This window comes from Candidatus Villigracilis affinis (assembly GCF_016705895.1).
GTDB classification, from domain to species: Bacteria; Chloroflexota; Anaerolineae; order Anaerolineales; family Villigracilaceae; genus Villigracilis; species Villigracilis affinis.
This window is the reverse complement of sequence record NZ_JADJKT010000012.1, coordinates 1-25,184: the sequence shown is the minus strand read 5'-3', so window position 1 is coordinate 25,184 and position 25,184 is coordinate 1. Positions and strand designations below refer to the sequence as shown.

General features: G+C 51.8%; 27 protein-coding genes and 1 pseudogene. 12 read left to right on the top strand and 16 right to left on the bottom strand.

From position 1 onward, the window contains the following. The first annotated feature begins 227 nt into the window (after positions 1-227). From IPI86_RS07770 to IPI86_RS07745, 6 genes are all read left to right on the top strand, one after another. Positions 228-866 carry a spermidine synthase gene (locus IPI86_RS07770; protein WP_345297428.1) on the top strand — a complete coding sequence of 213 codons (639 nt, stop codon included), beginning with the start codon at positions 228-230 and terminating at the stop codon, positions 864-866. 74 nt (positions 867-940) lie between these two features. Beyond that, the gene (locus tag IPI86_RS07765; RefSeq protein WP_345297427.1) at positions 941-1,063 is read left to right on the top strand and encodes a hypothetical protein; all 123 of its coding nucleotides are present in this window, start codon (positions 941-943) and stop codon (positions 1,061-1,063) included. Positions 1,064-1,084: 21 nt separating this feature from the next. Continuing rightward, a complete protein-coding gene (locus IPI86_RS07760) occupies positions 1,085-2,134 on the top strand; it encodes a TIR domain-containing protein (protein WP_345297426.1) in 1,050 nt (349 codons plus the stop codon). A gap of 9 nt (positions 2,135-2,143) precedes the next feature. Next, on the top strand, positions 2,144-2,359 hold the full coding sequence (locus IPI86_RS07755) for a hypothetical protein (protein WP_345297425.1): 216 nt from the start codon (positions 2,144-2,146) through the stop codon (positions 2,357-2,359). Continuing rightward, complete coding sequence (locus tag IPI86_RS07750) at positions 2,313-3,395, top strand: WD40 repeat domain-containing protein (RefSeq protein ID WP_345297424.1); 1,083 nt, start codon at positions 2,313-2,315, stop codon at positions 3,393-3,395. The genes IPI86_RS07755 and IPI86_RS07750 overlap by 47 nt, the downstream gene beginning before the upstream one ends. Next, positions 3,355-3,894, top strand: a complete 540-nt coding sequence (locus IPI86_RS07745) for a hypothetical protein (RefSeq protein ID WP_345297423.1) — start codon at positions 3,355-3,357, stop codon at positions 3,892-3,894. The genes IPI86_RS07750 and IPI86_RS07745 overlap by 41 nt, the downstream gene beginning before the upstream one ends. Positions 3,895-3,926: 32 nt before the next feature. Here the strand turns inward: IPI86_RS07745 and IPI86_RS07740 are convergent, their stop codons facing one another. The 6 genes and pseudogenes from IPI86_RS07740 to IPI86_RS07715 all read right to left on the bottom strand — a co-directional run bounded on the left by IPI86_RS07740 (position 3,927) and on the right by IPI86_RS07715 (position 11,397). Then, complete coding sequence (locus IPI86_RS07740; RefSeq protein ID WP_345297422.1) at positions 3,927-4,646, bottom strand: MBL fold metallo-hydrolase; 720 nt, start codon at positions 4,644-4,646, stop codon at positions 3,927-3,929. Between the two features lie 60 nt (positions 4,647-4,706). Next, the gene (locus IPI86_RS07735; protein WP_345297421.1) at positions 4,707-5,060 is read right to left on the bottom strand and encodes a DUF4260 domain-containing protein; all 354 of its coding nucleotides are present in this window, start codon (positions 5,058-5,060) and stop codon (positions 4,707-4,709) included. A gap of 13 nt (positions 5,061-5,073) precedes the next feature. Further along, positions 5,074-6,460 (bottom strand): annotated as a pseudogene (locus IPI86_RS07730) (pyridoxal-dependent decarboxylase). Between the two features lie 276 nt (positions 6,461-6,736). Continuing rightward, positions 6,737-9,178 (bottom strand): tetratricopeptide repeat protein, encoded by a 2,442-nt coding sequence (locus IPI86_RS07725; protein ID WP_345297420.1) that lies wholly within the window; start codon positions 9,176-9,178, stop codon positions 6,737-6,739. Beyond that, complete coding sequence (locus IPI86_RS07720; protein ID WP_345297419.1) at positions 9,114-10,559, bottom strand: adenylate/guanylate cyclase domain-containing protein; 1,446 nt, start codon at positions 10,557-10,559, stop codon at positions 9,114-9,116. Before IPI86_RS07720 ends, IPI86_RS07725 begins: the two co-directional genes overlap by 65 nt. A gap of 88 nt (positions 10,560-10,647) precedes the next feature. Then, entirely contained in the window at positions 10,648-11,397 is a 750-nt protein-coding gene (locus IPI86_RS07715) for a Crp/Fnr family transcriptional regulator (RefSeq protein ID WP_345297418.1), read from the bottom strand. A gap of 717 nt (positions 11,398-12,114) precedes the next feature. Between IPI86_RS07715 and IPI86_RS07710 the strand changes: the two genes are divergently transcribed. Further along, positions 12,115-12,702, top strand: a complete 588-nt coding sequence (locus IPI86_RS07710; protein WP_345297417.1) for an NBR1-Ig-like domain-containing protein — start codon at positions 12,115-12,117, stop codon at positions 12,700-12,702. A gap of 102 nt (positions 12,703-12,804) precedes the next feature. On the opposite strand, the gene IPI86_RS07705 is transcribed toward IPI86_RS07710, so the two are convergent. The 4 genes from IPI86_RS07705 to pdhA all read right to left on the bottom strand — a co-directional run bounded on the left by IPI86_RS07705 (position 12,805) and on the right by pdhA (position 16,084). Then, positions 12,805-13,497, bottom strand: a complete 693-nt coding sequence (locus tag IPI86_RS07705; RefSeq protein ID WP_345297429.1) for a 2-oxo acid dehydrogenase subunit E2 — start codon at positions 13,495-13,497, stop codon at positions 12,805-12,807. Positions 13,498-13,560: 63 nt separating this feature from the next. Further along, positions 13,561-14,061, bottom strand: coding sequence for a biotin/lipoyl-containing protein (locus tag IPI86_RS07700; protein ID WP_345297416.1), 501 nt, complete (start codon positions 14,059-14,061; stop codon positions 13,561-13,563). Continuing rightward, the gene (locus IPI86_RS07695; protein WP_345297415.1) at positions 14,061-15,035 is read right to left on the bottom strand and encodes an alpha-ketoacid dehydrogenase subunit beta; all 975 of its coding nucleotides are present in this window, start codon (positions 15,033-15,035) and stop codon (positions 14,061-14,063) included. Before IPI86_RS07695 ends, IPI86_RS07700 begins: the two co-directional genes overlap by 1 nt. Positions 15,036-15,127: 92 nt before the next feature. Continuing rightward, the gene (pdhA, locus tag IPI86_RS07690) at positions 15,128-16,084 is read right to left on the bottom strand and encodes a pyruvate dehydrogenase (acetyl-transferring) E1 component subunit alpha (protein ID WP_345297414.1); all 957 of its coding nucleotides are present in this window, start codon (positions 16,082-16,084) and stop codon (positions 15,128-15,130) included. A 266-nt stretch (positions 16,085-16,350) separates the two neighbouring features. Between pdhA and IPI86_RS07685 the strand changes: the two genes are divergently transcribed. From IPI86_RS07685 to IPI86_RS07670, 4 genes are all read left to right on the top strand, one after another. After that, entirely contained in the window at positions 16,351-16,521 is a 171-nt protein-coding gene (locus tag IPI86_RS07685; RefSeq protein ID WP_345297413.1) for a hypothetical protein, read from the top strand. A 66-nt stretch (positions 16,522-16,587) separates the two neighbouring features. Continuing rightward, positions 16,588-17,724 (top strand): HEAT repeat domain-containing protein, encoded by a 1,137-nt coding sequence (locus IPI86_RS07680; RefSeq protein WP_345297412.1) that lies wholly within the window; start codon positions 16,588-16,590, stop codon positions 17,722-17,724. Between the two features lie 60 nt (positions 17,725-17,784). Further along, entirely contained in the window at positions 17,785-18,024 is a 240-nt protein-coding gene (locus IPI86_RS07675; RefSeq protein ID WP_345297411.1) for a hypothetical protein, read from the top strand. Between the two features lie 50 nt (positions 18,025-18,074). Beyond that, on the top strand, positions 18,075-18,479 hold the full coding sequence (locus tag IPI86_RS07670) for a hypothetical protein (RefSeq protein WP_345297410.1): 405 nt from the start codon (positions 18,075-18,077) through the stop codon (positions 18,477-18,479). A 4-nt stretch (positions 18,480-18,483) separates the two neighbouring features. Here IPI86_RS07670 and IPI86_RS07665 read toward each other — a convergent pair whose 3' ends face one another. From IPI86_RS07665 to IPI86_RS07645, 5 genes are all read right to left on the bottom strand, one after another. Continuing rightward, positions 18,484-19,164: an amino acid ABC transporter permease gene (locus tag IPI86_RS07665; RefSeq protein ID WP_345297409.1), complete on the bottom strand. Its 681-nt coding sequence runs from the start codon at positions 19,162-19,164 to the stop codon at positions 18,484-18,486. Then, the gene (locus tag IPI86_RS07660) at positions 19,161-19,937 is read right to left on the bottom strand and encodes an amino acid ABC transporter ATP-binding protein (RefSeq protein WP_345297408.1); all 777 of its coding nucleotides are present in this window, start codon (positions 19,935-19,937) and stop codon (positions 19,161-19,163) included. The genes IPI86_RS07665 and IPI86_RS07660 overlap by 4 nt, the downstream gene beginning before the upstream one ends. 13 nt (positions 19,938-19,950) lie before the next feature. Next, entirely contained in the window at positions 19,951-20,595 is a 645-nt protein-coding gene (locus tag IPI86_RS07655) for an amino acid ABC transporter permease (RefSeq protein ID WP_345297407.1), read from the bottom strand. 44 nt (positions 20,596-20,639) lie between these two features. Further along, positions 20,640-21,437 (bottom strand): ABC transporter substrate-binding protein, encoded by a 798-nt coding sequence (locus tag IPI86_RS07650; RefSeq protein WP_345297406.1) that lies wholly within the window; start codon positions 21,435-21,437, stop codon positions 20,640-20,642. A 428-nt stretch (positions 21,438-21,865) separates the two neighbouring features. Beyond that, a complete protein-coding gene (locus IPI86_RS07645; protein WP_345297405.1) occupies positions 21,866-22,654 on the bottom strand; it encodes a hypothetical protein in 789 nt (262 codons plus the stop codon). A 104-nt stretch (positions 22,655-22,758) separates the two neighbouring features. Here IPI86_RS07645 and IPI86_RS07640 point away from each other — a divergent pair, with 104 nt between their 5' ends. Continuing rightward, the gene (locus IPI86_RS07640; RefSeq protein ID WP_345297404.1) at positions 22,759-23,772 is read left to right on the top strand and encodes an NAD-dependent epimerase/dehydratase family protein; all 1,014 of its coding nucleotides are present in this window, start codon (positions 22,759-22,761) and stop codon (positions 23,770-23,772) included. A 261-nt stretch (positions 23,773-24,033) separates the two neighbouring features. Here the strand turns inward: IPI86_RS07640 and IPI86_RS07635 are convergent, their stop codons facing one another. Continuing rightward, positions 24,034-25,032: an integron integrase gene (locus IPI86_RS07635; protein WP_345297403.1), complete on the bottom strand. Its 999-nt coding sequence runs from the start codon at positions 25,030-25,032 to the stop codon at positions 24,034-24,036. Between the last annotated feature and the right edge of the window lie 152 nt (positions 25,033-25,184).

Genomic DNA, 25,184 nt, shown 5'->3' with positions numbered 1-25,184 from the left:
TTGAAACGAAACTGCCGATCGCAGTGTAGGAACTTGAATGAGTATTTGGTTTACTGAAGAATTACACCTGTATTATCGCAAGGGGATCCGTATTAAGAATATCCTTGCAGATGAACAGACCAGTTTCAACATTTACAGATCGTTGAAACTGAGTTTTTCGGCAAGGCTATGATCCTTGATGGTATCATCCAGCTCACCGAGCGCGACAACGTTGGATTTATCATGAGATGATCGTGCATGTACCCATGCTCGCAGTTGGAAAGCCAAAGAGAGTCCTTATCGTAGGCGGTGGCGACGGCGGCTCGTTGCAGCAGGTGCTGCGATATCCCTCCGTCGAAGAGGCCATCGTTTGTGAGTTGGATCAACGAGTCGTGGATCTTTCACGCGAACACTTCGCTTCATTCGGCGACCCATGGGCTGATCCTCGTGCCACATTATTAGTCCGCGACGCTTTTGGTTTTCTCGGGAAAACCCTGGTCAATTTGACGTCATTATCTCGGATACGACCGATCCCCATCGGCATGGCCGAGAGACTATTCTCAGATGAGTTCTACAAGCTCATGGTGCGCGCGTTGACTCCTAACGGAGCCGCCGCCACCCAATGTGAACAGCCCTTCTTCGACACGGAACTGATCAAAACCATTTATCAATCCGCGAAGGCGTTGACGAAGAATCCAGCATATTACTATGCCAATATTCCAACCTATCCCGGTGGTGGGATAGGTTTCATGTATGTCTCGAACATGCCGTGGGAAAACGGGTTGAAAACCCCGTTCCCGCCTGGGATAAATAATTATATTAATCCTGAAGTGCACAAAGCAGCCTTTGCCCTGCCAGAGTTTTTCAGGAAAGAATTGTACGGATAGTCAGCACCTCCGGAGTTATTAATAGCTCGGAGGTTTTTGTTTTCAAAGGTTATAATCGTCGCCTGAGGCATTTTATGAACAAACTTATCGTTTCCTACTCACGAAAAGATTCCACCGTTGCGCGTAAGCTGATCGATAACATTAAAAGATTTGAATTCGACGTCTGGGTCGATTGGGAACATATCCGCCCGCTGTAGGTTGGCTGGAAGAGATCCTGCGTGGGAATTGAAGAATCAGATGTATTTGTCTTCCTGATCAGTCCTGATTCGGTTGCATCTGAGGTTTGTAATGTCGAAATTGGGCATGCAGCCAAGAATAATAAGCGCATCATTCCGATCGTTCTCCGCGATGTTGACCCGAAGACAGTCAATCCGATCGTCCGCGACCTGAATTGGATCTTTATTCGCGAGCAGGATGACTTCAACGAAGGTTTGGAGAAGATAAAAGTCGCAATTACACTTGATATTGAGTGGGTTCAGGAGCATCGCCGCTTGCAGGTCCGGGCGTTGGAATGGGAGCGAAAAAAAGATCCCAGCCTGCTTTTGCGTGGAAACGACTTGCGCAGCGCCCGTCGTATGCTGGCCACCGCCGAAAAGAATGACCCCAAGCCTTCCAATCTCCAATTGGTCTATATTGACTTCAGCTATCGGAATGAAACACGAAGAACTACGTTTTGGATCGCGGCAGCTACAGCACTGCTGATTATGATCGTCTTATCCATCACTGCGGTATATCAATCGCGAAAAGCCTCCGCAAATGAAAAACTGGCTCAGGAACAAAAGATATTGGCGCAAAAGAATGAAAAACTTGCCCAAAAGAACGCTGAGATCGCGCAGGAAAACGCCGATGCTGCCATAAAAAATCAGGAGATCGCTGAAAAAAACCAGGTCATTGCTGAGGCGCAACGCAATAGCGCCGCGCGTGCAGATCTACCAATCGAAGGTGGGCGGACTTTATATCAGCACCCTGCTTGCCCTGGATCGATGAGACGCAGCCCCGTCACAGGAAGCCGAGGATATTCTTCGCAAGAATATCTCACTGCTTCCTGTACCGATCACGCAAATGGAGCAATCGGACGTTATCAACGCTGGAGATTAGCCCGTCTGGAGATTCATTCGTCACTGCAAGTGCCGACGGTACAGCATGTGTGTGGGAGCTTCAGGGTGGAAAAATGCGCTTTTGTGTGGACAGCCCTGAGTCGGTGGAAGATGCGGCTTTTAGTCCCGATGGAAAGATCATTGCAACCCGGTGATGTGTCCGAGAAGTGATGATCGTCGATGCGCAGACCGCGAATTGCAGGATACGTTCAGTACAACATTCCGATTTGGGATGTCAACATCGGCCTGATGGAAAATCGCTCGCAGTGGCGTGACGATAGCGCATCACTTTTATTGCGTTGGCGACTCGCAAGTTTGAATTTGAGCTTCGACATTTGGCGGTTTGTACGTGACCGCATTCAGCCCAAATGGAACGTGGATCGCCGCTGGCAGTAATGAGGGGACCATCACGTTTTGGAATTTGCGCGATGGCAGGGTATTGACCGGCCCGTCACATAGGGGCGAAGTTTTTGAGATCGCCTTCAGTCCGGATAGCAGCAAGCTCATCTCCGGCGGCTCGGATAGTTTTGCGTTCATGACCCAGGTGAGCAATGGTGCGAAACTGTTTCAAATCACTAATGAAGATTGGGTGGAGGATCTTACTTTCAGCCCGGATGGCAAATGGTTTGTTACCGTTTCTGATGATCAAAGAATCAGGGTGTGGGATACCGCCACTGGCAAAGAAAAGATCCGTATGTTGCAGGATAGTTTCCTGAGCAGCGTGGAGATCAGCCCGGATGGTCAATGGCTTGCCACCACTGGCTACGATAAGACCGTGCGGGTTTGGAATGCCGCCACAGGCGCGGAGATGTTCCAGATCCCGATCAACGGGGATGGCAACGTGCTTGCGTTTAGCAAGGATGGAAAATATCTCATCTCTGGGGATCAGATCGGTGAAATTCATGTTTGGGATATCTCTGCACTGCCCGCCTCGACAAATTATTTTCAACTGGAATCGGTTGCATCGAACGTTCAATACAGTCCATCAGGCGACTGGATTGCCGTATCTGACGAAAAACAGGTCTGGTTGCTGAACAAGAATCAGATAGCCACCCAAAGTGGAATCGTGCAAGCCCCACCGATCCTTTCATTCGATGCCTTCATCGAAGAGATTATTGTCAGCCCGGACTCGAAATGGATCGGTGTCACTACGGATGAAGGGGAAGTGGTGCTATACAATGTTGCCGCCAGATCGAAGAGAACGGTCGAAAAATTTGAGAATGTGCCAGCAATTGTCTTTTCATCTGATAGCACTCGTTTGATCACAGGGGATTTCGACGGTTATGTTCAGGCATGGGACGTGACAAACGGTGAATTGCTCCTGGACCTGCTCTCGAATGAAACGGAAATAATGTCTCTGGCCAGTGCTGCAGATCCAACTGGCTGTGGGTTTGCAGGACAAGCTGTTGATCCTCGATGTGCAGACAGGTGACACCATTGCTGTAATCGACTCTCCGGGAGATCATCAGCTTATGGCTTTTAGTCAGGGTGGTTCCCTGCTTGCGGCAAATAATACATCGGGACAGATCTATATCTGGCAGAAACAGGGAGATGTTTTTTATCTGCTTCGCCAATATCCCCAGCGAACAGGCCACTTCGATGATCTTCAACCCACACGGCGACCGTCTTTTGGTGGGGCGCTGAACAATGTCTTCGTGATCGACCCATTTACCGGCGGCGAGATTACGCGGATTCGCCATAAGGATACCGTCAGCGGGATGTCTTATTCAGTGGATGGAAATACGCTGGCGACTTCATCCCTTAAAGCCATCCAGTTTTGGGATATGCAAAAAATGTCTCAATTTCAGAGAGATGACCTGATCAAAGCCGCCTGCAACCGCCTCACCCAGAATTTCGATGCCGCCCAGTGGACCACCTTCTTTGGCGAAGAGCCTTACCAGGTGTTATGCGAGAACTTGCCCGTGCCATGATCTATTCGATCACTGGGTGCTCGTTGAAGAACTCAAGATACATGTGGCTGTTGGAGACAAGAACTTCCGGATGTGATTTCATGAAAGCGCGCAGTCCCGCGTCGTGCGGACCGAGCATAAAGTTTGATCAACCACTTTGGCGTCTCGTTGTCGTAAGCTGCGCCTGCATCTGCCGCGTGGAAGAACCAGCCTGTGGATGTTTTGATGGCCACACCGCAATGTCCGCGCGAATGGCCAAAGAGGGGGATTAGATATATCTCGGGTTCAAAGGGCAGGCGGATGGCGTCGAATTCGTACCATTTTGAATCGACCTGATCGTATAAAACGAATTCAGGTTTGTGGGCAATATAGCGGGGATGTAGGCAAAATTCAGTAAATTGACGTATCCTCCCCTCCGTGAATGCATGATATTCACCCCGATATACATGGACTCTTGCTTTTGGAAAGTCAGCCAGCCCGCTGCAGTGGTCAAAGTGCATGTGGGTGAGGATGATGTTTTTTACGTCGTTGGGATCAAATCCCATTTTCTTGATTTGATTGAACGCAGCCTCGGTTGGGTTGAAAGGCACAATGGTGATAATGCGGAACATCAGCGTCATCCAGGTTGGGTTATGGTAATCATCGAGACCAAGCCCAGTATCGACGAGGGTCAACCCCTTGTTTGTGTCGATTAACAGGCAGACCATTCCCGTTTTCAAGGTGCTGGGCCAGCGGGCATTGCACGTAAAACAATTGAGCATACGAATGGTCATGCACTTAGTGTAGCAAAAAGCGGGTCACGATTCAATCGTGACCCGCTTTCGGATGCATACTTATGCTTTGCCGATTATGCCCAGATGCGTATGTTGAAATGAATCGGGATATTTCAAACCGTAGCCTAGAATCCGATCCATGCTGGAGTGTCCGAAGAGGATCAGGCCTGCCAGTTGCAGAGGCTGGTTTGCGAGCATCATTCCCATCACAAATACAGAAATTCCGACCGCCTTGTGATGGATAAAGTTATACGTTGCAGCACCAATCTGTGGGCTGACGATATATCCGATCATGCTCAGGTCTGGCGTGAAGATCAGTACGGGATACCACCACCAGGCAAAATCCAGTTTTGTGAAAAGGAAAATGCTCAAGGCAAACATAAAGATTTCTTCGAGTTTCAGTAAATTTTTCATTTTTTTATCCTTCTCATTTATAGCATTCTGTCATTGCCTGCCAGGCAATATCCAGATCCGCTTCTTCGGTGCGCCAATTGCTGAAAGCGGCGCGGATGGCTGGAATGCCCTGGTAAACGGTCGGTGTCATGAACACGCGTCCATCGTCCCGCAGGCGGGTTAGGAAAGTTTTGACCCTTTCTGCACTCAAATCGCCATTCAATGTGAAGCAGGCTACATTGAGCCGAACAGGAGCAACCAGATGGAACATGTTGCTGGCTTCGATCATTTCCCCCCCACTTTTGAGCCATCAAACAATTTCGTTCCACAATATCCTGATATCCAGCAAGGCCATAGGCATTCAGGCTGAACCAGGCTGGGAGGGCACGCATGCGTCGGGAGTTCTCTGGCACAAGGTGGATGAAGTCTACAGGTTCGGCGATTTCACCGAGATAGGCTCCGCTGTTTTGAAAAACTGAAATTTGAAGATCGCGGTGTTTGGTAAAGATCATGGCCGAATCGTAGGGGACATTCAACCACTTATGGGCGTCGACGGTGATGCTGTCAGCACTGTTGATGCCATTTAATAAGTGCGCATATTTCGGGGAGCAGGCCGCGAAGCCACCGAAGGCGGCATCCACATGCAGCCAGAATTTGAATTCGGATTTGAGGTGAGAGATCTCTTGCAAGTCGTCGAAGTCAACCGTGTTCACAGTGCCTGCATTCGCAATGACAATGCATGGCTCGCCTTTCAATTCCGCGAGGGCGATTTTTAGCGCGGAGATATCCATGGCTTCGCGATTTCCATTCAGTTTCGAGATCACCTTCATGTTGCCCCGTCCGATGCCCAGCATGGCCAAGGCTTTGAATGAACTGCTGTGAGCTTCGCTGCTCAATACCTTGATCGGCGCAATGCTGTGCAAGCCTTCCTGTGAAATATTTTTATTGAATTGTCTGCCGACCCATTCACGTGCCATAGCCAGTCCTGCAAAATTGGACATGGTTGCGCCAGAGGTGAATGCTCCTGAAAAGTTTTCAGACAGCCCGAACAACTGTCGCAGCATGTGAATGGTTTCCATCTCGATATTCGGTGCGATGGAATTTGCGGCGTGACTCAAGTTCAAGTCATAGACGCTGGTCAGCCAATCGCCCATCAAGGAGGCGGGAGTCGTCCCGCCTGTGACCAGGCCCCAAAAGCGTGGACCGTTGCTTGCGGGCATATGGTCTCCGTAGCGTTCAAGGAAAAGATCCAATGTTTTCGCTGCTCCCAAACCTTCATGGGAGATCTCGAGGCTTTCCTTTTTGAAAAAAATTGCTGGAGGGCGTTCATTGATCTCATTGAGATATGGTTCAGATGCTTGCTTCGTCTGTTCGAGCAAGGAGGATAAATGGATCAGGTCATTTTTAAGTTGTTTATGCATGGTTACCTCATAAAAAGTAGGCCACGTTTCAAGCGTGACCCGCAGAATTTACACCAATATCATGATAGGGTTTTCCGGTGATGATGAGTAACACAATCGCAACCGCCAGGTTTGTTATTATAAAAAACTGCGGAAGTTTATAAAACTTCCGCAGTTTGCTTTTCTTACACCAACATCCTGACAGGGTTTTCCAGAAAATCTATCAGCTTTTGCACGCTTCGCGCTGCGCCGCCTAAGCTCCGTCACTGACTCGGTGATCAACGAATATTTTGGCAGTCAATCCCCCAGCACCTTCTTCACCGCTTCCTCCAGCGACCACTGCCCCCCCTCTTCCCACGCGGACTGGAACGCTACCTTGCCCAACTGCCCACGGGCAGCCTCCAGCGTCCGCGTATGAAAAGGTTTCAATTCAGGTTCCATCACTGCGCCGAGCCCCTTCAGCACGGACTCGACCGCACCTAGCAGTTCCGCGGCGAACTGCGGATTACCCTCCTCTAAGACCAACCCCGCCGCACCGATCAGGCTGGAAGTTTGTTGCAACCTCTCGCCCGTGTCCCAACGCAGGCGCAGGCTGTGCAAAATGTGTTCGCGCGCTTCCGGCTTATTTACAGTTAAATCCAGCAGCCCTAAACCAAACAGAGCATATGCCATGACCTGTTTTTCGTCCATCTCTTTGCATAGTGCTAGACACTCTTCATACGATAGTCGCGCCTTGATGTAATCTCCTTGAAGATATGCCTCGTACCCCACGTCTACGAGCGCAATCGCGCTGCCCAACTTAAAGCCCATCTCACGACACAGTCTCAGACTCTCTTCGTGCAACGCCTGCGCCGCGGCATAGTCGCTCTGTGACGATACCACATTTCCCAAATGGGTGAGCGCCAGGGCAATAGCCGATTTATCCCCCATCTCGCGACACAGGCTCAGGCTCTCTTCAAACGATGCCCGCGCCGCAACGTATTCGCCCTGCCAATAAGCCAACTTCCCCAGCATATAAAGCGAATCCGCGATGCCGGATTTATCCCCCATCCCGCTCCGCATGCTCAAGCTCTCTTCATACAACATCCGCGCCTTCGCGTAGTCGCCCTGTTCACAAACCACACTCCCCAAATCGAGAAGTGAACTCGCGATACCCCGCTTATCACCCATCGCGCGCCGCAGGTTCAAGCTCTCTTCAGCCAATGTCCGGGCAGCAACCCGATCGCCCTGTTGCCATGCCATCCCCCCCAATTCCCTCAGCGCTAGTGCAGCACCCAGACTGTCGCCCGCTTCCCGCGCCAATATTAACCCTTTATTGCACAACTCGCCTGCCTGTGTAAGGTCACCTTCGCAAAATAATACCGTCCCTGTTTCGATTAAAACCTGTGCCAGTCTTGCGTTGTCTCCCAATGCCGTGTACGTCTCCTTCGCTTTCACCAGCCATTCGAGTGCGGGCCCATAATTCCCACGATTGCGGTTCAACTTGCCCAAGGCATATTGTACGCTTGCTATCAACGCCATGTCATCCTTAGCCGAATCCAACGCGGCGCGGTAATCGCTTTCGGCGTCATCGTAATTGCCGATTAACTCCAACACTTCCCCGCGCCTCAAATGAATTTTTGTTTTCTCTTTAACATCAATGAGTAAGGGCAGGAGCGAGCCGTAATAATCCAACGCGGCGTTGTTGGCATAATTCTTTTGCGATGCCTCGCCCGCCTTGTGCAGGTATTCCACTTGCTTGGCTTTGTTCTCACTGCGCCCGTAATGGAAGGCGATCGTCTCGACAAGGGCGTCCGCGTTTTCCAAATACCGAGCCAACTGCTCATGCAATCTGGCGCGCGTGGCAAAGGGCAGGCTTTCGTAGGTCACCTCATGCGTCACGATGTGCTTGAACAAGTACGCCAACTCAGGCTCGGGGGAGTCCAGAGGCGTGATATCCAATCCAGATAGCGCGTCCAACGCCGCTTTCACCTGTGGGAAGGATCCCAACTCGGGGTAATAACCTGTCAGCCACTTGGCGCGGAACAGCCTGCCGATGATGCTTGCCACACGCAGGGTGATCTTCTCCGCTTCACTCAACTGGTCAATGCGGCTCAGGATCAACGTGTGCAGGCTGTCGGGCAATTCAATGTTTTGGATGTCGGACGGATCAAGCCCGCGGTCGCGCACGTAGTTGAGCAGTTCCTCGAGATAGAACGGGTTGCCCTGCGCGCGCTTCATTAACGCCTCCACCAAGCCTGCGGGCAATGCCCCACCGCGTGCAGGATACAACTGCGTCAGTTTGGCACGCACCGCGCTCTCCGCTTCGAGGGTCGTGAGTTCATGCAATTCGATCCTGCTGAATTGCTCCAACGCTTCGATGCGCGGGTTCTGTAATCTTTCCATCTGTAGTGGGCGATACGCCAGCACGAAACACACGGCATAATTCGCTAGCGCCTTCGCCAACCCTTCCAACAGATCATGCGAGAGCGCGTCGATCCAATGAAGGTCTTCGATCACGATCAACGTCGGTTCATCCTTTGCCTGTGCCTTCAAACAATCTTCGAGCAGGGCATGCAGTGCACTTTGCCGAATCTTCGGCTCGAGATTTTGGGTGAAATCATTTTCGGGAATGTTCAGATCCAACACGACATTCAACAGCGGCATGGCGTTCAAGCGCGAGGGTGCGCGATCTTCAATTTCGCCTTTCAACCAACGAAGACGCGCCGCCAAACCCGACGAATCCTTTCCTTTTGGCATTGCGTATCATCTCTGCCACGAGTCGGGACTTCCCCAAACCTGCCTCTGCCACGATGCCGATCACCTGGCTCTTGCCTGCTTTTGCCAGATCGAGTTTCTCTTCGATCAGTTTCAACTCCGCCTGACGTCCTACCATCGGCAAGGAATAATTCGGCTCCTGCAAGCGCACGGCTCGTCGCTGAATTTCGTCTGTCACCGCGAACACGGGCAGCGGCTCCGCTTTGCCCTTCATCGGCACGGGCGGATGCGGCTCGAACGTGAACTGCCCCATCACCGCTTTATGCACGTCACTGCTCAACAGAATTTCATTTTCTTTGGCAGTGGTCATCAACCGCGCCGCGAGATTAACATCATCGCCCAACGCGCCGAAGGCCTTGCGCGTCACGCCGCCATACGCGCCCACGCGCATCAGTCCCTGTGTAATCCCCATTTGCAATTGAAGTTCTGTTTTGTTTCGTAATTCAAGCGCCGTCTTGACCGCACGCCTTGAATCATCTTCATGCGCGCTCAATGCCCCAAAGTTGACATACGCATAACTGCCCTTGTCCCCGATGGTGATCTGCAGAAGTATTCCATGATATCGTTCAGCAACCCTCTGTACAGTTTGAACGAATTCATCTAGGCGGGTTACTTCATCATCAGCGTCGTAATTCAACCCGCTGAACCTGATGAACAACGCCACGCACGGGCGAAATTCGGTGAGAAATGAGCCTTGCCCTGATATTTCCCGTTGATAGACTGCATGATGAATAAATGGGCGAAGGATGGAGTAATCAGTGAGCAGTGCCGCGGCATCCCCTCTCTGTGCGGATGGCTGTTCACTGCTTGTTGACGCGTTTTCAACAAGAGCAAACCTCTCACCGCCTTCTTCACGCCATTCTTTGATTAGCGAGGAGTCACCCAGCAATTTTACTGTTGCCTCGTCCACCACTATATCGCCTTTGGTTGCCAGATGTTCCCCAACAGCAGTACGCGAAATTGTCGCTCCAGCCAACACATCCAGGCGTTGAATGGTTTCATCGCCCACAACAAATCGTCTTGAATTTCCACTGGCGATGGATACTTTCAATGCCAGGTTAGAAAATGTTTGCATAACATTCTGCATGCCCATCGCAGCCGATAAAGCAGATGAAGAGGAAGCTTGTATTTCATGAATCCCCCGGTCAAACCAACACAGCATCGAATCTCCGGCAAAATTGATGACGCTTCCCCCATACATTTCCACTTCAGCAACCAAAGCCGAAAACACCTCTTCCATTTGCCTCGATAACGCCTCCGCTCCCTGCCTTGCCCCCAATGCTTTGCGCAAGGATTCGGTCAACACCGTGAAGCCGGAGATGTCGGCAAATAACGCAGAACCTGTTGTGCGATCAGGTAACATTGTGTTATTCGCTATCGCACGTAATCTGTCTTGCGGAATGTAGACATGGAGAGTCATAAGCCGGGCAGCTTGATTAACAACGCTTTGTTTACCAGTTCGTTTGATCTAAATTCGCCTCGAGGCGACTGTCACGCTCTTGTTTGGCACGCGCCAAATCCAGGATGACCAACTTGCCTCCTTCAAATTCAACCAACTTTTTCTTTGACCAATACTGTAAAATGCGGTTTACCCATTCCCGGCGCACACCGACCAGGGAAGCTAGATCTGTCTGGTTCAGTCCCAGGTCGAGTATGTATGTTTGGTCTGGTTTTTCCTCCCCAAATTTTTCATTAAAAAGTAAAAGAATGTGAAGCAGACGTCCGGCAGCATCATACCGCGCAATCGTTTCAGCATAAGCCGCAGTCCAACGGGTCTTGGCGACAAGTACACGCATTAAACCCAACGCCAGGTTCGGTAGTTCGCGAATATGCCTGAAGAATGTATCTGCATTCATCTGCAACAGCGAAGATTTCCCTACTGACCGCGCTGACGCCGAGCGGGGCTGCTGGTCAATGACGGCAAATTCGCCAACCAGATCTCCTGTTCCGAGGATCGTCAACGTGGTTTCGAGTCCGGAAGGTGTCAATCGGAAAACACGTATCTTGCCAGTCAAAATTATGGACAGCGTATGGCCCAAATCGCCCTGCTCAAAAACAATTTGACCCTTGGCATACTCCCGCAGTCTCAAATCCTGACTGAAGGCAATCAGTTCTTGATCCGCCATATGAGCACAAAGCGGAACTTGTTTGAGGAAAGCCAGCTTGTCGGCAAGGGACGTTGAGCGGGATGATGCGCACATACAATAAGTTTCCCTTTCACTGATCTGTACAATAAAAAAAAGAGCTTGTGAATAACCTCACGCCAGGATGTTAAGGCAGGACAGATGCCTGTCAATTGACATCGTATCACAGGGACTTCTCGTTTGACAAGCTTCCTTCAAAGTGCTTCATGCGCACCAGCCTTCCCAGGCTGGTATTTTTATTTGGCGTGCAGACGGGAGGCAAATGTGCGCTAGACCACACTTATTTTGTCAACCAAGAGACAGACAGTAATCGACAGGGATGCTATCCTGACGTCACACTCGACCGGTCGATCAACTAACGAGATTTATCTCACTCAAAGAAAGGAATGTGCCATGTCAACAACTACAGCTGCCGTTCAAAAAATAGCCCCGAGTCGACGCATGCTCCTTACCGGACTGATTCTCATCCTTGGTCTCGCAGTTACTACTGGATTTGCTTTGATGCAAACAGACCGCGTTATCGCACCTCCGGGTTTGAGGCTGATGGATACATACTGGAGATTTTTCATCTGCCGATGTCCTGTTTTTCCAGATCTGTTGAATTTTTGATGTTCTATATCCATATCGCACCAAAAGGAGAATCCAATGAATAAACTTTTTTAATTTTTAGTTTTGCAATAGCCGTATCTTCTTTTCTATCTGAAGTCAGTCCTGCTTTTGAACTAACGAGCAGTGTGTTTGTTACTAAATCATATTTTCTTTAGGAGAAAAACCATGAAATACCTTCGCTTTTTATCCATCTCGATAATTTTCCTGGTCACTGCATGCGGAGGCGCCCCGGCCCCCGCAGCCGCGCCAGCGCCCCAACAACCACCCGCAGCACAAGAACCAAAGGTCGTCGTGGTGGTGGTGACTCAAGAGTCGGCTCCTGATTCAGCAGCGCTGGCCTTTGTTGAGGCGCCAACTGCTGATGAAGCGCCAAACACCACGGGATGCTCCAATAGCGCCAGGTTGGAGGACGAGAACCCGCCATTTGGCGCCAAAGTCAAAGCTGGACAAGACTTCAAAAAGACATGGACCCTGACCAACACGGGCACATGCACTTGGGATTCCAGCTACCGGCTGGTTTTTGTAAGCGGGGAACAAATGGCGGCTTTGTCCCAAGTTCAACCATTGGTGAAAAATACAATCCCCCCAGGTAGTTCTCTCACAGTCTATATAACCATGCGGGCCCCGGCGGAGTCAGGCCAGTACACCGGAAACTGGAGGTGGGTCACTGGCAGTAGTGATAATGTTGTTTCCGTTGATGTTGGTAATGGTAGCCTGACCGACGCCATCTCTGTCGCTATCACTGTGCCTTGATCACGGTATCGGGAAGATCGCTTGGACGGTAGAGCAATTTGCACGGCGAATCCAGATCCTGTTCTAAAAAAGTAGGTCACGTCTCAGACGTGACCTACGACTTTACACCAACATCCTGACAGGATTTTCCAGGAACCCGGCCAGCGCCTGCATGAACTGCGCCGCCTCGGCTCCATCGCTGACTCGGTGATCCACCGAGATCGTCGCTTTCATTCGCCAGCCTGCTTTGACCTGTCCGTTTTCAACAACAGGCACCTCTCTTGCGGAGGAAATCGCCAGGATCGCGGCTTCGGGCGGGTTGACGATGGCGATGAAATCTTCAACATCGTACATGCCGAGGTTGGAAGTGGAGAAGGTCGAGCCATCCACATCCTCGGGTTTGACTTTGCCATCACGGGCGCGGCCTGCCATGGCTTTGACCTCGCCTGATATCTGACGCAAAGCCTTTTGATCGGTGTCTTTGACGACGACGGTCATCAAGCCGCCGGGGACGGTGACTGCCACGCCGACGTTGACATGCCCAAATTGGATGATCTCATTGCCTTTGATGGTGGCGTTGAGGTTGGGGAACTGACGTAAGGTGAGAGCCACGGCCTTGAGAATGAAATCATTGACGGAGACTTTTTCATTCTCTGGCAGGTATGCGTTGATTTGCTTGCGCATATCCATAACAGCTTCCATCTTGTATTCGTGGGTGACGTAGAAGTGCGGGATGGTCTGCTTGGATTCGACGAGGCGACGGCCGATGGCTTGGCGCAATTTGGTGGTGGAAACTACTTTATCTTCTGTGGAGATTGGTAGTTGATAGTTGCGGATGGGGTTGCAGGCTGTTTACTGCTTACTGACGACTGCCACTGGCTAATGCCGATTCAATATCCTTGCGGACGATTCGTCCGCCGGGGCCGGTGCCCTGCACTTTGGACAAGTCCACTTTTTGATCGCGGGCGATCTTTTTGGCGAGGGGAGAGGCTTTGACGACGGATGACTGATTATCGACAACGGGTGATGATTCAGGGGAGGCAGTGCTGCTCGGAGCAGAAGCAGTTGTCGGCGCAGATTGAGGCGCGGCTTCGGTCTTCGGTCCGCTGTTTGCGGTCGCCGCAGGCGCATCCACTTTTCACCGGCAGCACCTACAACGGCGATCGGCGCGTTGACGGGAACCATCGTGCCTTGATCGACGATGAGTTGCAGCACAACGCCGCTTGCGGAAGATTCAACTTCGACGGTGGCTTTATCGGTTTCGATTTCGGCGAGTACGTCGCCTTTGTTGATATTCTCGCCAACCTGCTTGACCCAGCGGACGAGCAGACCTTCGGCCATGTCAAAGCCGAGTTTGGGCATGGAAATTGTTTCGGCCATTATTTCATAACCTCCTTTGCCGCCGCGACGATATCCGCAACTTGGGGAAGCGCGGCTTGTTCGAGGGTGCGGTTGTAGGGGAGCGGAACTTCTTTTTGTGCAACGCGAATGATGGGCGCATCGACGTAATCGAAGGCTTCTTCGTAGATGCGGCTTACGATTTCAGAACCGACACCGTAAGACTTCCAGCCTTCTTCGACGACGATGGCGCGATTGGTTTTCTTGAAGGAATCGAGCACGGGTTCCATGTCGAGCGGGCGCAGGGTGCGCAAGTCTACGATCTCAGCTTCGATGCCTTGCTTGCTGAGTTCGTCGGCGGCTTTCACAGAAAGCTCAAGACCCTTGCAATAGGTGACGATGGTGAGGTCTTTGCCTTCGCGCTGTACTTTGGATTTTCCGATCGGGATGGTGTATTCGCCCTCGGGCACTTCGCCGCGGACTTGATACATGGTGGCGTGTTCGATGAAGAGAATCGGATCATTCGAACGGATGGCTGATTTGAGCAATCCTTTGGCATCTTCCGGCGTTCCAGGGCTGACGACTTTGAGGCCGGGGAAATGCGCGAAGACGGCATCTGGAGTTTGCGAGTGTGTTGCGCCAAGCTGACGGCCGCCGCCGCCGACGGCACGAATGACCATCGGAAGGGTGAACTGTCCGCCAAACATGTAATGAAGTTTGGGCGCCTGATTGACGATGTAATCCATTGCCGAGAAACCAAAGTTGATGGTCATGAGTTCTGCAACGGGGCGTTGACCCACCATTGCCGCGCCAATTGCACCGCCGATGATGGCATTTTCCGCGATCGGTGTGTCTTTGACACGTGCCGCGCCATATTTATCGTAAAAGCCTTTGGTCACGGCATACGTGCCGCCCCAAACGCCGACCTCTTCGCCCATGATAAAAACAGAAGGGTCGCGGTCCATTTCTTCCATTAAAGCTTGCGAGATCGCCTCGCGCATTGTGATTTTTGCCATTGTTTCCTCTTCGAGAGAGAATAGAGATTAGACGAATGGAGATTAGTTACTATGCAAAGAAACTACTCTCTATTCTCTATTTATCTATTCTCTTAATCGGCGTAAATATCCGTGTACAACTCATCCAATGTCGGCTCGGGGCTGGCTTCTGCAAACTCAACAGCCTTGTTCACTTCATCTTCTGCGCGAGCCTCGATCTCATCCAAAACCTTGCGGGTGGCGATCTTTTTATCGAGCAGATACTTGTTGAAAATACCGATGGGGTCGTTTTCCTGCCACTGCTTCACTTCTTCGGCTTTGCGGTAGCGTTCGGGGTCGCCCATGGAGTGACCGCGGAAACGATAGGTATCGATCTCGAGCAGGTACGGCTGGCTTTCCTTGCGGACGAATTCCAACGCTTCCTTTGCGGCTTCGTAGACCTTCATTACATCCATGCCGTCCACCTGGCCGTTCTTCATGCCGTAGCCTTCGGCCTTCTGGCGGATCTCGGTCACAGCCGAGGCGCGGTCTACTGAAGTGCCCATGCCGTATTGGTTGTTTTCACAAACCCACAGCACGCGCAGGCCCCATGTCTTGGCAAGGTTCAATGCTTCATGGAAATAGCCGATGTTGGTTGCGCCGTCACCGAACATGCAGATGGTGATATTGTCGTTGCCCGCGTACTGGTCACCCAGCGCGAAGCCCGAAGCGATGGGGAGGTGGCCGCCGACGATGGCGTGTCCGCCCCACATGTTCTTGGAAGTATCGGCCATGTGCATCGAGCCGCCCTTGCCCTTCGACATGCCAGTGGCCTTGCCGAGCAGCTCCGCCATCACTTCATTGGCTGAAATGCCGCAGTTCAACGCCACGCCGTGGTCGCGGTAGGCGGTGATCACGCGGTCACGAGGTTCGCGCGCCGCGATCAATCCTGTCGAAACGGCTTCCTGCCCGATGTATAAATGCATGAAACCGCCGATTTTGCCCTGCTGGTACAACTCCGCGCCGCGTTCTTCCGCGCGACGGATGAGTACCATCTGGTAATAGAGGTCTAACTGTTGTTCTTTCTTCATTAGTTGGGAACTCCGATAAGGTTAATCGTGCGTCGAAACGCACAGAAAATTAGTGTAATGCTTAGGAAAACAACACCAAAAGTCCGCTGGCGTTATGATTCCCGCAAACCGAATCGGGGATTATATCAGAGAAAAATTAGCCGATTTCGAGCCTGAGAGTTTTTGCGAGCCTGGAACTGATTTTTAAATTAATGTTGAATTAATTTTCAAGTGTGCTATAAATATAGTATCCGTCAGAATGTTTATTGTTTTCAAAGGAGAAAAATATGAAACTTTCACCCCCTAAAGTAGTGACTTATTGGATCTCAGTTGCTTTTGCGGTTCTTGGTTTGCTCAGCGAGCTTGGTATTCTAAGTATTATTCCGATTGCGAGTTTCTGGCTTTTGTTCATTGGTTTTGTGATTCTGGCTCTCAGCCTTTTAATCAAAGGCGTCTAGTTTTATCCACTGGCGGATGCATAACTCCCTGCGGCAACGCAGGGAGTTATGCATTAAAATAAACATATGGACTGGCTCACAGGCTCGAAACAGGGAGAATCGAAAAAGTTGATTTCGCAGCTTGCGGATTCAACGAAACGCGACGCTGCTGCCCAAGGACTGATGAAACTGGGCGCAGAAGCCGTGCCGGCCCTGATGGAAGCGCTTCAGACTCAAGACTTGAGCCTGCTTCTGATCTATCAACATGTTCTCGCTCGAATGCCCTCTGCCCAACCCCAACTGACAAAGGCCCTTGCCAGCGCGCATCCCGTCATCCGTGGACGTATCATCGAGGTTTTCGGCATCAGCAAAGACAAGGCTCTGATTCCCGTCCTGCTGGATGCGTTGAAGAGCGAATATTTTACGGTGAGGTCAAAGGCTCTTTTGGCCCTCGCAGCCATCGGCGATGAGAGAACCGTTCCCGATCTGCTGCCTTTGCTCAAAGACCCCGAAGATGAAGTCCGTATTGCCGCATGTGCCGCCATTGGAAAATTCCGCGATCCCTCCACTTTTGATGAGATCACAAATGTGTTGTTGGATGACCTGAAAATCGAAGTGCGCCAGGCCGCTGCGAAAGCCTTGGGAGAGACCAAACACCCTGCCGCGATTCCTTTCCTCATGGAAGCATTGCGTGATTCCTTTTGGTGGTATGAAAAGGAACAGGCTGTTTCCGTTCTTTTGACTGCCATCGAGAATATGGGCGAAGCGGTGGTGGAGCCGCTGATCGATGCGCTTGCCGACAAGGAAGGCACCGTCCGCAAGTTTGCGGCGATGATCCTTTCGAAGCTGGGCGATATCCGCGCCATCGAAGAACTGGGGATGGCATTGTATGACCTTCACCATGAGGTTGGGGAAGCCGCCGCCGAAGCGTTGACAAAATTTGGTTCACAAGCCGTGGACATCTTGATCGAATCGCTCAGTCACCCTGAGGCGGCAATTCGTGAGCATGCGGTTGTTGCATTGGGGAAAATTCAAGATGTGCGGGTTGCACCTGTTCTGATTGAAATGCTTCGTGACCCTGACCGGGACGTACAAAAGAATGCCATGTTCTCCCTCGTCAATTTACGTGATGAACGCGCCATCCCTGCCTTGCGAGAAATTGCGGAGAATCGCGCTGACAGGGAAATGTCCATGCTGGCGAAACAATTATTAAGTTCGTCCTGAGTTTATGTCATTGCAAGGCAGTCCCTCGCAATGACATGTGATTTTATCGGTAGGTGACAAATGAAACGCATACACACATTGCTGGCTGTGCAATCTGTTGTCGCGATTTTGGTCTCCATCAACCGCCTCAGCCCGTGGACGCTGGGCCATGTTTTGCCGAATGAATTTCTCCGCTGGGTGGATTTCAACAACATGCTCGTCCTGCCGCTGATCAGCCTGACGGCGTTTTATCTCCTCAAAAGACAATTGAGTACGATTCTCCTTCGCGTGAATCGCGGGCGCACCTGGCGATCAACCTGACCTTTATCGTCGGCATCTACCTACTCGCTGCTAGTTACGGCGATCATGAGGTGACGAATTATCTGCACGTCCGCTTTTGCCTTGATGATCCCTCCAGTGACCTGTGCCGCATTGTCATTTTCAACGACGACGAATTCAGTCACTGGATCTTCTTTACTGGCTTTGTGATGATGAACGCGGCTCTGCTGTTCCTGCAAAACTTATTTCCCCATCGTGAAAAAATAGAAAGCAGGGACATTGCCCTGCTTCTGGTCAATTCTCTATTTCTCGGCGCTGGCGTGCTGGCAAACCTCGGCTTTGAAGAGATCGGCCTGGATCTATACATTGTCGCCGCGCTGGCTGTGCTTTCGGCCTATCTGCTTTGGAAACGCGGCAGACAGCCGTTGTTCATTTACTATTCTTCGGCTTATTGGTTGGGACTGATCGGCAGCTTGATCGCCCAGTTCGTGCGCTAACGGATTACGCCTTCCTTCCTTCCATTTCGAAACCTGGAATGCGGGTGGCTCTTTCGATCCAGCGGAGAACTGCGTCGAGCAGATAGACCATTGCGAGATAGACCAGCGCAACGGCGAGGTAGGTGCCGATGGGGTCATAGGTCTGCGCGGCGATGGATTTTGCTTTTGCCATCAACTCAGGCACGGCGATCAAAAACACAACAGCCGTGGATTTCAATAACGAAACAGGTTCATTCGACCATGCGGGGATGGCAAGCCTCAATGCCTGCGGCAGGATGATATGCCAGATGGTTTTGATGCGCGACATGCCGATGGAACGTCCCGCCATCATTTGGCCATCGCCAATCGCGAGAATGGAACCGCGCAGATATTCCGCCTGATAGGCTCCGCTGTTCAGGCCGAGCGCTAGAAATGCGGAGAGTTCCCGCGAGAAGGTCACGCCGAGCCCGGGCAGGCCGTAGTAAATAAGGAATAATTGCATCAACAGGGGAGTGCCGCGGAATAATTCAATGTAGCTCACTGCCACGCCGCGCCAAAACTTGTTTCCATAGGTGCGCGCCAAAGACGCGAGCAAACCCAATACAAACCCTGCCGCCAATCCTTCGGCGGTGAGTAATACCGTCACCCCTGCGCCTTTCAGCATATCTGGCAGAAAGCGGACGAAGAATTCAAAAAAGGCGGTCATTCTTTTGCACCCTTTTCTTTTTCCTTCTTGCCGTATAACTCGGTGATCTTCCACAGGAATTCACGGGTGCGGTCATGTTTGGGGTGATAGAAAAGGTCATCGGGAGAGCCTTCTTCCACGACGCTGCCTTTTTCCATGAAGACGATTCGGTCTGCGACTTCGCGGGCGAAGCCCATTTCGTGGGTGACGACCAGCATGGTCATGCGGTCGCGTGCCAGTTGAGCCATTACGCCGAGGACTTCGCCGATGAGTTCGGGGTCCAATGCGGAGGTGGGTTCATCGAAGAGCATCACGCTGGGGTCCATGGCCAGCGCCCGCGCAATTGCCACACGCTGCTGCTGTCCGCCGGAGAGTTGACCGGGGTAATGGTCGGCGCGGTCTTCGAGACCGACACGCTTGAGTTCTTCCATCGCTTTTTGCCGAGCCTGGGCTTTGGGCATCTTTTTTACTTTTAGGAGTCCGATCATTACATTGTCGAGCGCGGTGAGGTGATTGAAGAGCAAAAAGTTTTGAAAGACCATGCCGATGTGTTGACGAACATCATCCTGGTTATACCCTTTGGCTGTGATCTCTTTGCCATCGAGAAAAACCTGGCCGCCTTCGTTGGATGTCAGCAGGTTGATGCAGCGCAGCAGGGTGCTTTTGCCTGTGCCGCTTGGGCCGATAATCACAATGGTCTCGCCTTCGTTGACCTTGAGATTGATATCCTTGAAGATAATGTTCTTGCCGTAAATTTTGGTCAGGCTGCGCGTTTCGAGAATGGGATTGCTCATGTGTTTCTCTCTATTATGGGTGAGTGGGGAGTTTTGTTCGTTCGGCTAAATAGTCGAGGGCGCGATTTGTCGCGAAGACCAAAACAAAATAGATAAGAGCCGCTATCCCGTAGGCAAGAAACGGTTGTTGAGTCGTCGCGGATAACTGCTGGGCGCGCCGCAGAATCTCAGGAACGCCGAGGGCGTATACGAGCGAGGAATCCTTCAAGACGATGGAGGCTTCGTTCGACCAGGGCGGGATGGCGAGGCGCAAGGCCTGCGGCAGGATGATGTTCTGGATGGCTTGCAGACGACTCATGCCGATGGCACGGGCCGCGGTCATTTGACCCCCGCCGACTGCCAGCAAGGCGCCGCGCAGGATCTCCATTTGATAGGCGCTGCTGACAATGCCCAGCGATAGCGAGCCTGCCCAAAACGGGGAGAGGTTGAAGGATCTGCTCGAAAGCATGAAATATAAAATGAATAACAACACGATCGGCGGCACACCGCGCATCAGCAGGCTGAAGATCGCGGCGAGACGATTTAATATTTTGCCCCCGTAGGTGTGGACCAGCGCCATGGATAAGCCCAGGATCAGGCCGAATGGCAGGGCGATCAGTGTCACCGCGATGGTGATGGCTGTGCCTTGAATAATGTAGGAGAAAAAATTGCTCAGCATTGGATGCGAGTGGGGCAGGGCTGAAACCCTGCCCCTGTTTGGTTTTATTCGGTGAAGTATTTCACTGCGAGGTCATTGATGAAACCTTCGTCTTGCAATTGCTTGAGGATCTCATTGATGGCCTGTTGAAGTTCTTTATCATCATTGGGGATGACGATGTTCATGGGGCCGCTGGAGAGCACACCGTGATAGACGATGGTGAGGCCGCCGAGTTGTTCGACGAGGGCCTGTGCGGGAATGTAATCGGACATCATCACTTCGATGCGGCCGTTCTGCAGGTCGAGCATGGCCTGGTCAACGCGGTCGTAGCGGAAGAGATTTTCTTCGGGGAGTTTGCCTGTGGCAACGAGGGTGTCTGTGAGCCAGCCATCCTGGGTGGTGCCGGTTTGCACGCCGACTTTGAAATTGGCGACATCTTCCGGGTTGGCGATGGTGCCTGCAAAACCTTCGGCTACGGTGAACGCATCTTCTGAGGTGTAGTAGGCATCGGAGAAGTCGATGGTCTGGTCGCGTTCTTCGCTGTAGTTGAAGGCTGAAATGGAGGCGTCGATCTTGCCTTCCTGTACGGCGGCGATCAGGCTGTCGAAGGGCATGTCGACCCATTCAATTTTTACGCCGAGGCGTTTGGCGATCTCTGTCATCAGGTCGATATCGAACCCGATCTTGTTGCCGCTGGCATCCACCGATTCAAATGGCGGATAGTCTGCAGAGGTGCCGACCTTGATCACGCCTGCCTGTTTGATGGCTTCCAGATGATTGGCGGCTGTGGAACCACCTCCGCATGCGCTCAACACGAGGCTTGCGGCAACGAGTACCGAAACAAAAAAACCAATTCGCTTCATACATTTTCCTTTCAATACGTTTGTGGGGATTCAAGAAACACCCAATAAATCAGGCTAGCTTGAATATAGAGTTAAGCTGTATGACAAACAAGTGAACAATGTCACAAATAGTGTTGTTCTCTATCATACGAGATCGGAAATGTGTATTGTGGGGGAAGTTGATGAAGTTGGGGATAATTTTTTTAATACGAGTTTTAACGCAAAGACGCAAAAAGACAAATCAATCACTCACTCACTCATATTACGGCCCGACCGTGATTCCCTGAGCGATAGCGAAGGGTCTCTACCCCTAAAGACGAGACTCTCACCGCACTGGCGTGCGGCGCAAGTGTCGGTCGCAAAGAACGCTCCCTCAGAGCGACATGGTATTTTTGAGATGCTTGGGGGTATACGCCCCTCAGCGTGACAGGATAGGAGATTTGGGTTATTTATGGCTGCGGGGTTTGAACTGGAATCGTGGGGTTGATCTCTTGAATGGTGAGGTCGGAGAAGGATACGATGGTGCCTGTATCTCCGGCGGAGTTGACGAAGACGCCGATGGTGCCGCTGGGGTAGTTTGTGTCGCTGATGCTGAATTGGTAGCGGCCATTCAGGAAGAGGCGCATTTCTGTGCCGACCGCCCAAACCCCGATGCGGACTTCGCCGGGGGCGCCGGGGGGAGCGTCGCCGCTGGGGAGGGGAGATTGCAAGAGCTGGCGTGTGCCTACGCTGACCCGTTCTGCGCTGACTGTGCTGTTGCAGGTGAGGGCGATGCGGTAGTAGGCGACTGCGTTGGCTCGGATGAGCAGGCCGTAGCTATCGTCGCCGCGGCAGAGGTTGGTGCGGGCGGTGATCTCGGCGTAGTAATCGTCGAGGGTGAGATCGCGGCGCAGGCTGAGCATGTATACGCTGCTTTGTGAAGCGAGGATGAGTTGGTTGTTTTCCATGGCGGCGCTGGCCTGGTCTGAGGCGGCGGTGTCCCAGTTTTCTTCGTTGGAGAAGTTGTCGGTGAGGAAGGTCTTGCCGAGGCCGGGGCGCATTTCGGGGGTGGGCAGGTAGGTGGAAAATGCCTGGGCGGAGGGAGTGATCGATGGCGGGAACCAGACAATGGTCGGCGTTGGAATCGGGGTTTCCGTCGGCATCTGCGGTGTGGGGGTGGTGAGCATGGCATCGACTACGGCGCATGAACTTGTCAGCATCAGGGTGCCGAGGGCAGAGATCAACAGGAATTTTTTCACAGGGGAGTGATCATGTAAAAACATCATGGGGAATTTATGACAGGGAAATTTTGATTGTGGCGTAAAATAAGATAACTTCATTCTAGCATAATAAGGAGTTGACCATGAGCGAGAAGCAGGTGCTTATCACCGGCGCGTGCGGTGAAATTGGACAGGCGTTGGTGCAGGGGCTGGCGGCGAGGGGCGGATATCGAATCGTCACTGCGGATTTTATGCCATTACCGGATTCGATCAAACATTTATCGGCGGAACATGTGCAGGGGGATCTGGTTTATAAGATCAAGACTTTTTATGATTACGATTTCGATATCATCTTCCATCTGGCGGCTTCGCTTTCTTCGAAGGCCGAGGTGGCGACGGAGGAGGCGCACCGCATCAATGTGGAAGGTACGATGCAGCTGTTGATGCTGGCGGCGTATCGTTCGGAGAAATATGGAAAGGCTGTGAAGTTTTTGTTCCCGAGTTCGATCGCGGCGTATGGAATGCCAACACTGGATGCCAAGAAGAAGGCGGGACTCGTGAAAGAGGAGGAGTGGGATTATCCGCACACGATGTATGGATGCAATAAGTTGTATTGCGAAAAGCTGGGGATGTATTACGGTAAATTTTACGGTCAAAAACATTTGGATGAGAAACCCCCGGTCATGCTGGACTTTCGGGCGATCCGCTTCCCGGGCTTGATCAGCGCTTTTACATTGCCGAGCGGCGGCACGAGCGATTATGGTCCCGAGATGTTACATGCGGCGGCGCAGGGGAAACCGTATGCCTGTTTTGTGCGCGCGGATACGAAGATCTCATTCATGGCGATGCCCGATGCGATCAAATCCCTGCTGGTGCTGATGGATGTGCCGCGCGAGAAGCTTTCCAATACGGTGTATAACATCGCGGCTTTTGCGCTGACGGCGGAGGAATTTCGTCAGCGGGCGTTGAAGGCCTTCCCTGATGCGAAGATCACTTTCGAGCCCAATCCGCGCCGACAGGGGATCGTGGATTCGTGGCCTGAAGATGTGGATGATGCCCGCGCGCGCAAGGATTGGAATTGGACGCCAGATTACGATGTGGATAAATTCTTCGATGAGTATTTCCTGCCTGAGATCCGCAAGCGGTATGGGAAGTAGGGGTAATCAGCGGTCTGATGAGACGGAAGATTGGATACGTGAATCATGGTTCGTGCAGGTCGGTGCGGGCTAAAGCCCTGCCTCAGTTCAAAAAAGTCCTTCGGACTGGGTGTTCCTCCCCATATCCTGAGCGAGCAAATTAGCCTTATGCATTATTTACGTTCGGATGAGTTTTAGTCCGTTTCGTGCTTAACTGAAAACTGAATCGTGAACAAAAAGCCTTCTCTGCGCGAGGAGGCTTTTTGTTGGGCTGGCGATGGGTTATGGGTCGAGGGGTGATTTGACGGCGTTGGCTCCGCGTTGGAGGACATGGGTGTAGATCATGGTGGTTTTGACGTCTTTGTGGCCGAGGAGTTCCTGGACGGTGCGAATGTCGTAGCCGTTTTGGAGGAGGTGTGTGGCGAAGGAGTGGCGGAAGGTGTGGGGGGTGACGCGTTTTTCTATTTTTGCAGTTTTTGCTGCGACACGAATGGCTTTTTGGATGGCGGTTTCGTGAATATGATGACGGCGGGTAATGCCTGTTTCAGGTTCGGTGTAGAGTGTTGGCGCGGGGAAGACGAATTGCCATATCCATTGTTGGTGGGCGGCGGGGTATTTTTTATCGAGAGCGAAGGGCATTTGAACGGAACCAAGGCCAGCGGCCAGGTCTTTTTGGTGGGTGGCTTTTGTTTGGGCGAGGTGCTGACGTATAGGCGCAATGATGCTGTCGGGGAGCATGGTGACGCGGTCGTCGCCGCCTTTTCCATCGTAGACAATGATGCGGTGATTCTCAAAATCTATATCTTTGACGCGGAGGCGCAGACATTCCATGAGGCGGAGGCCGCTGCCGTACATGATCTGCGTCATGAGTTTGTATTGGCCTGTCATGTTGGTGATGACGGCGCGCACTTCTTTTATAGAGAGTACGTTGGGGACGCGTTTTCCTTTTTTGGGCCTGATGAAGTTGAGGGAGGATTGGTCTAATTCGATGTGGAGGGTGTTGCGGTAGAGAAAGAGGATGGCGCTGATGGCCTGATTCTGAGTGGAAGCGGAGGCTTTACGGTCGACGACGAGGTGGGTGATGAATTGATTAATCTCTGTCACTCCCATTTCGCGGGGATGGCGCTTGTTGTGAAAGAGGATGTATTCACGAACCCACTCGATGTAGGTTTTTTCGGTGCGATATGAGTATTGTTTCAGGCGAATATTGTCCCTGAACTGTTCGAGGAGTTTTTTTCCCTTCTGAGGGGATGAATTGATGTTTTTTGTGGTTTCTACCATTTTCTTGCCCCTTTCTAGTGGTGACTGTATAATGCTGTTATGGAATATATAAGGGATTATACAGCAAAATTTCTGTATAACACCCCAAATCGGGGGTATATACAGACGGCTGTATAACACCCTAAATCGGGGGTTTATACAGCTAGCTGTAT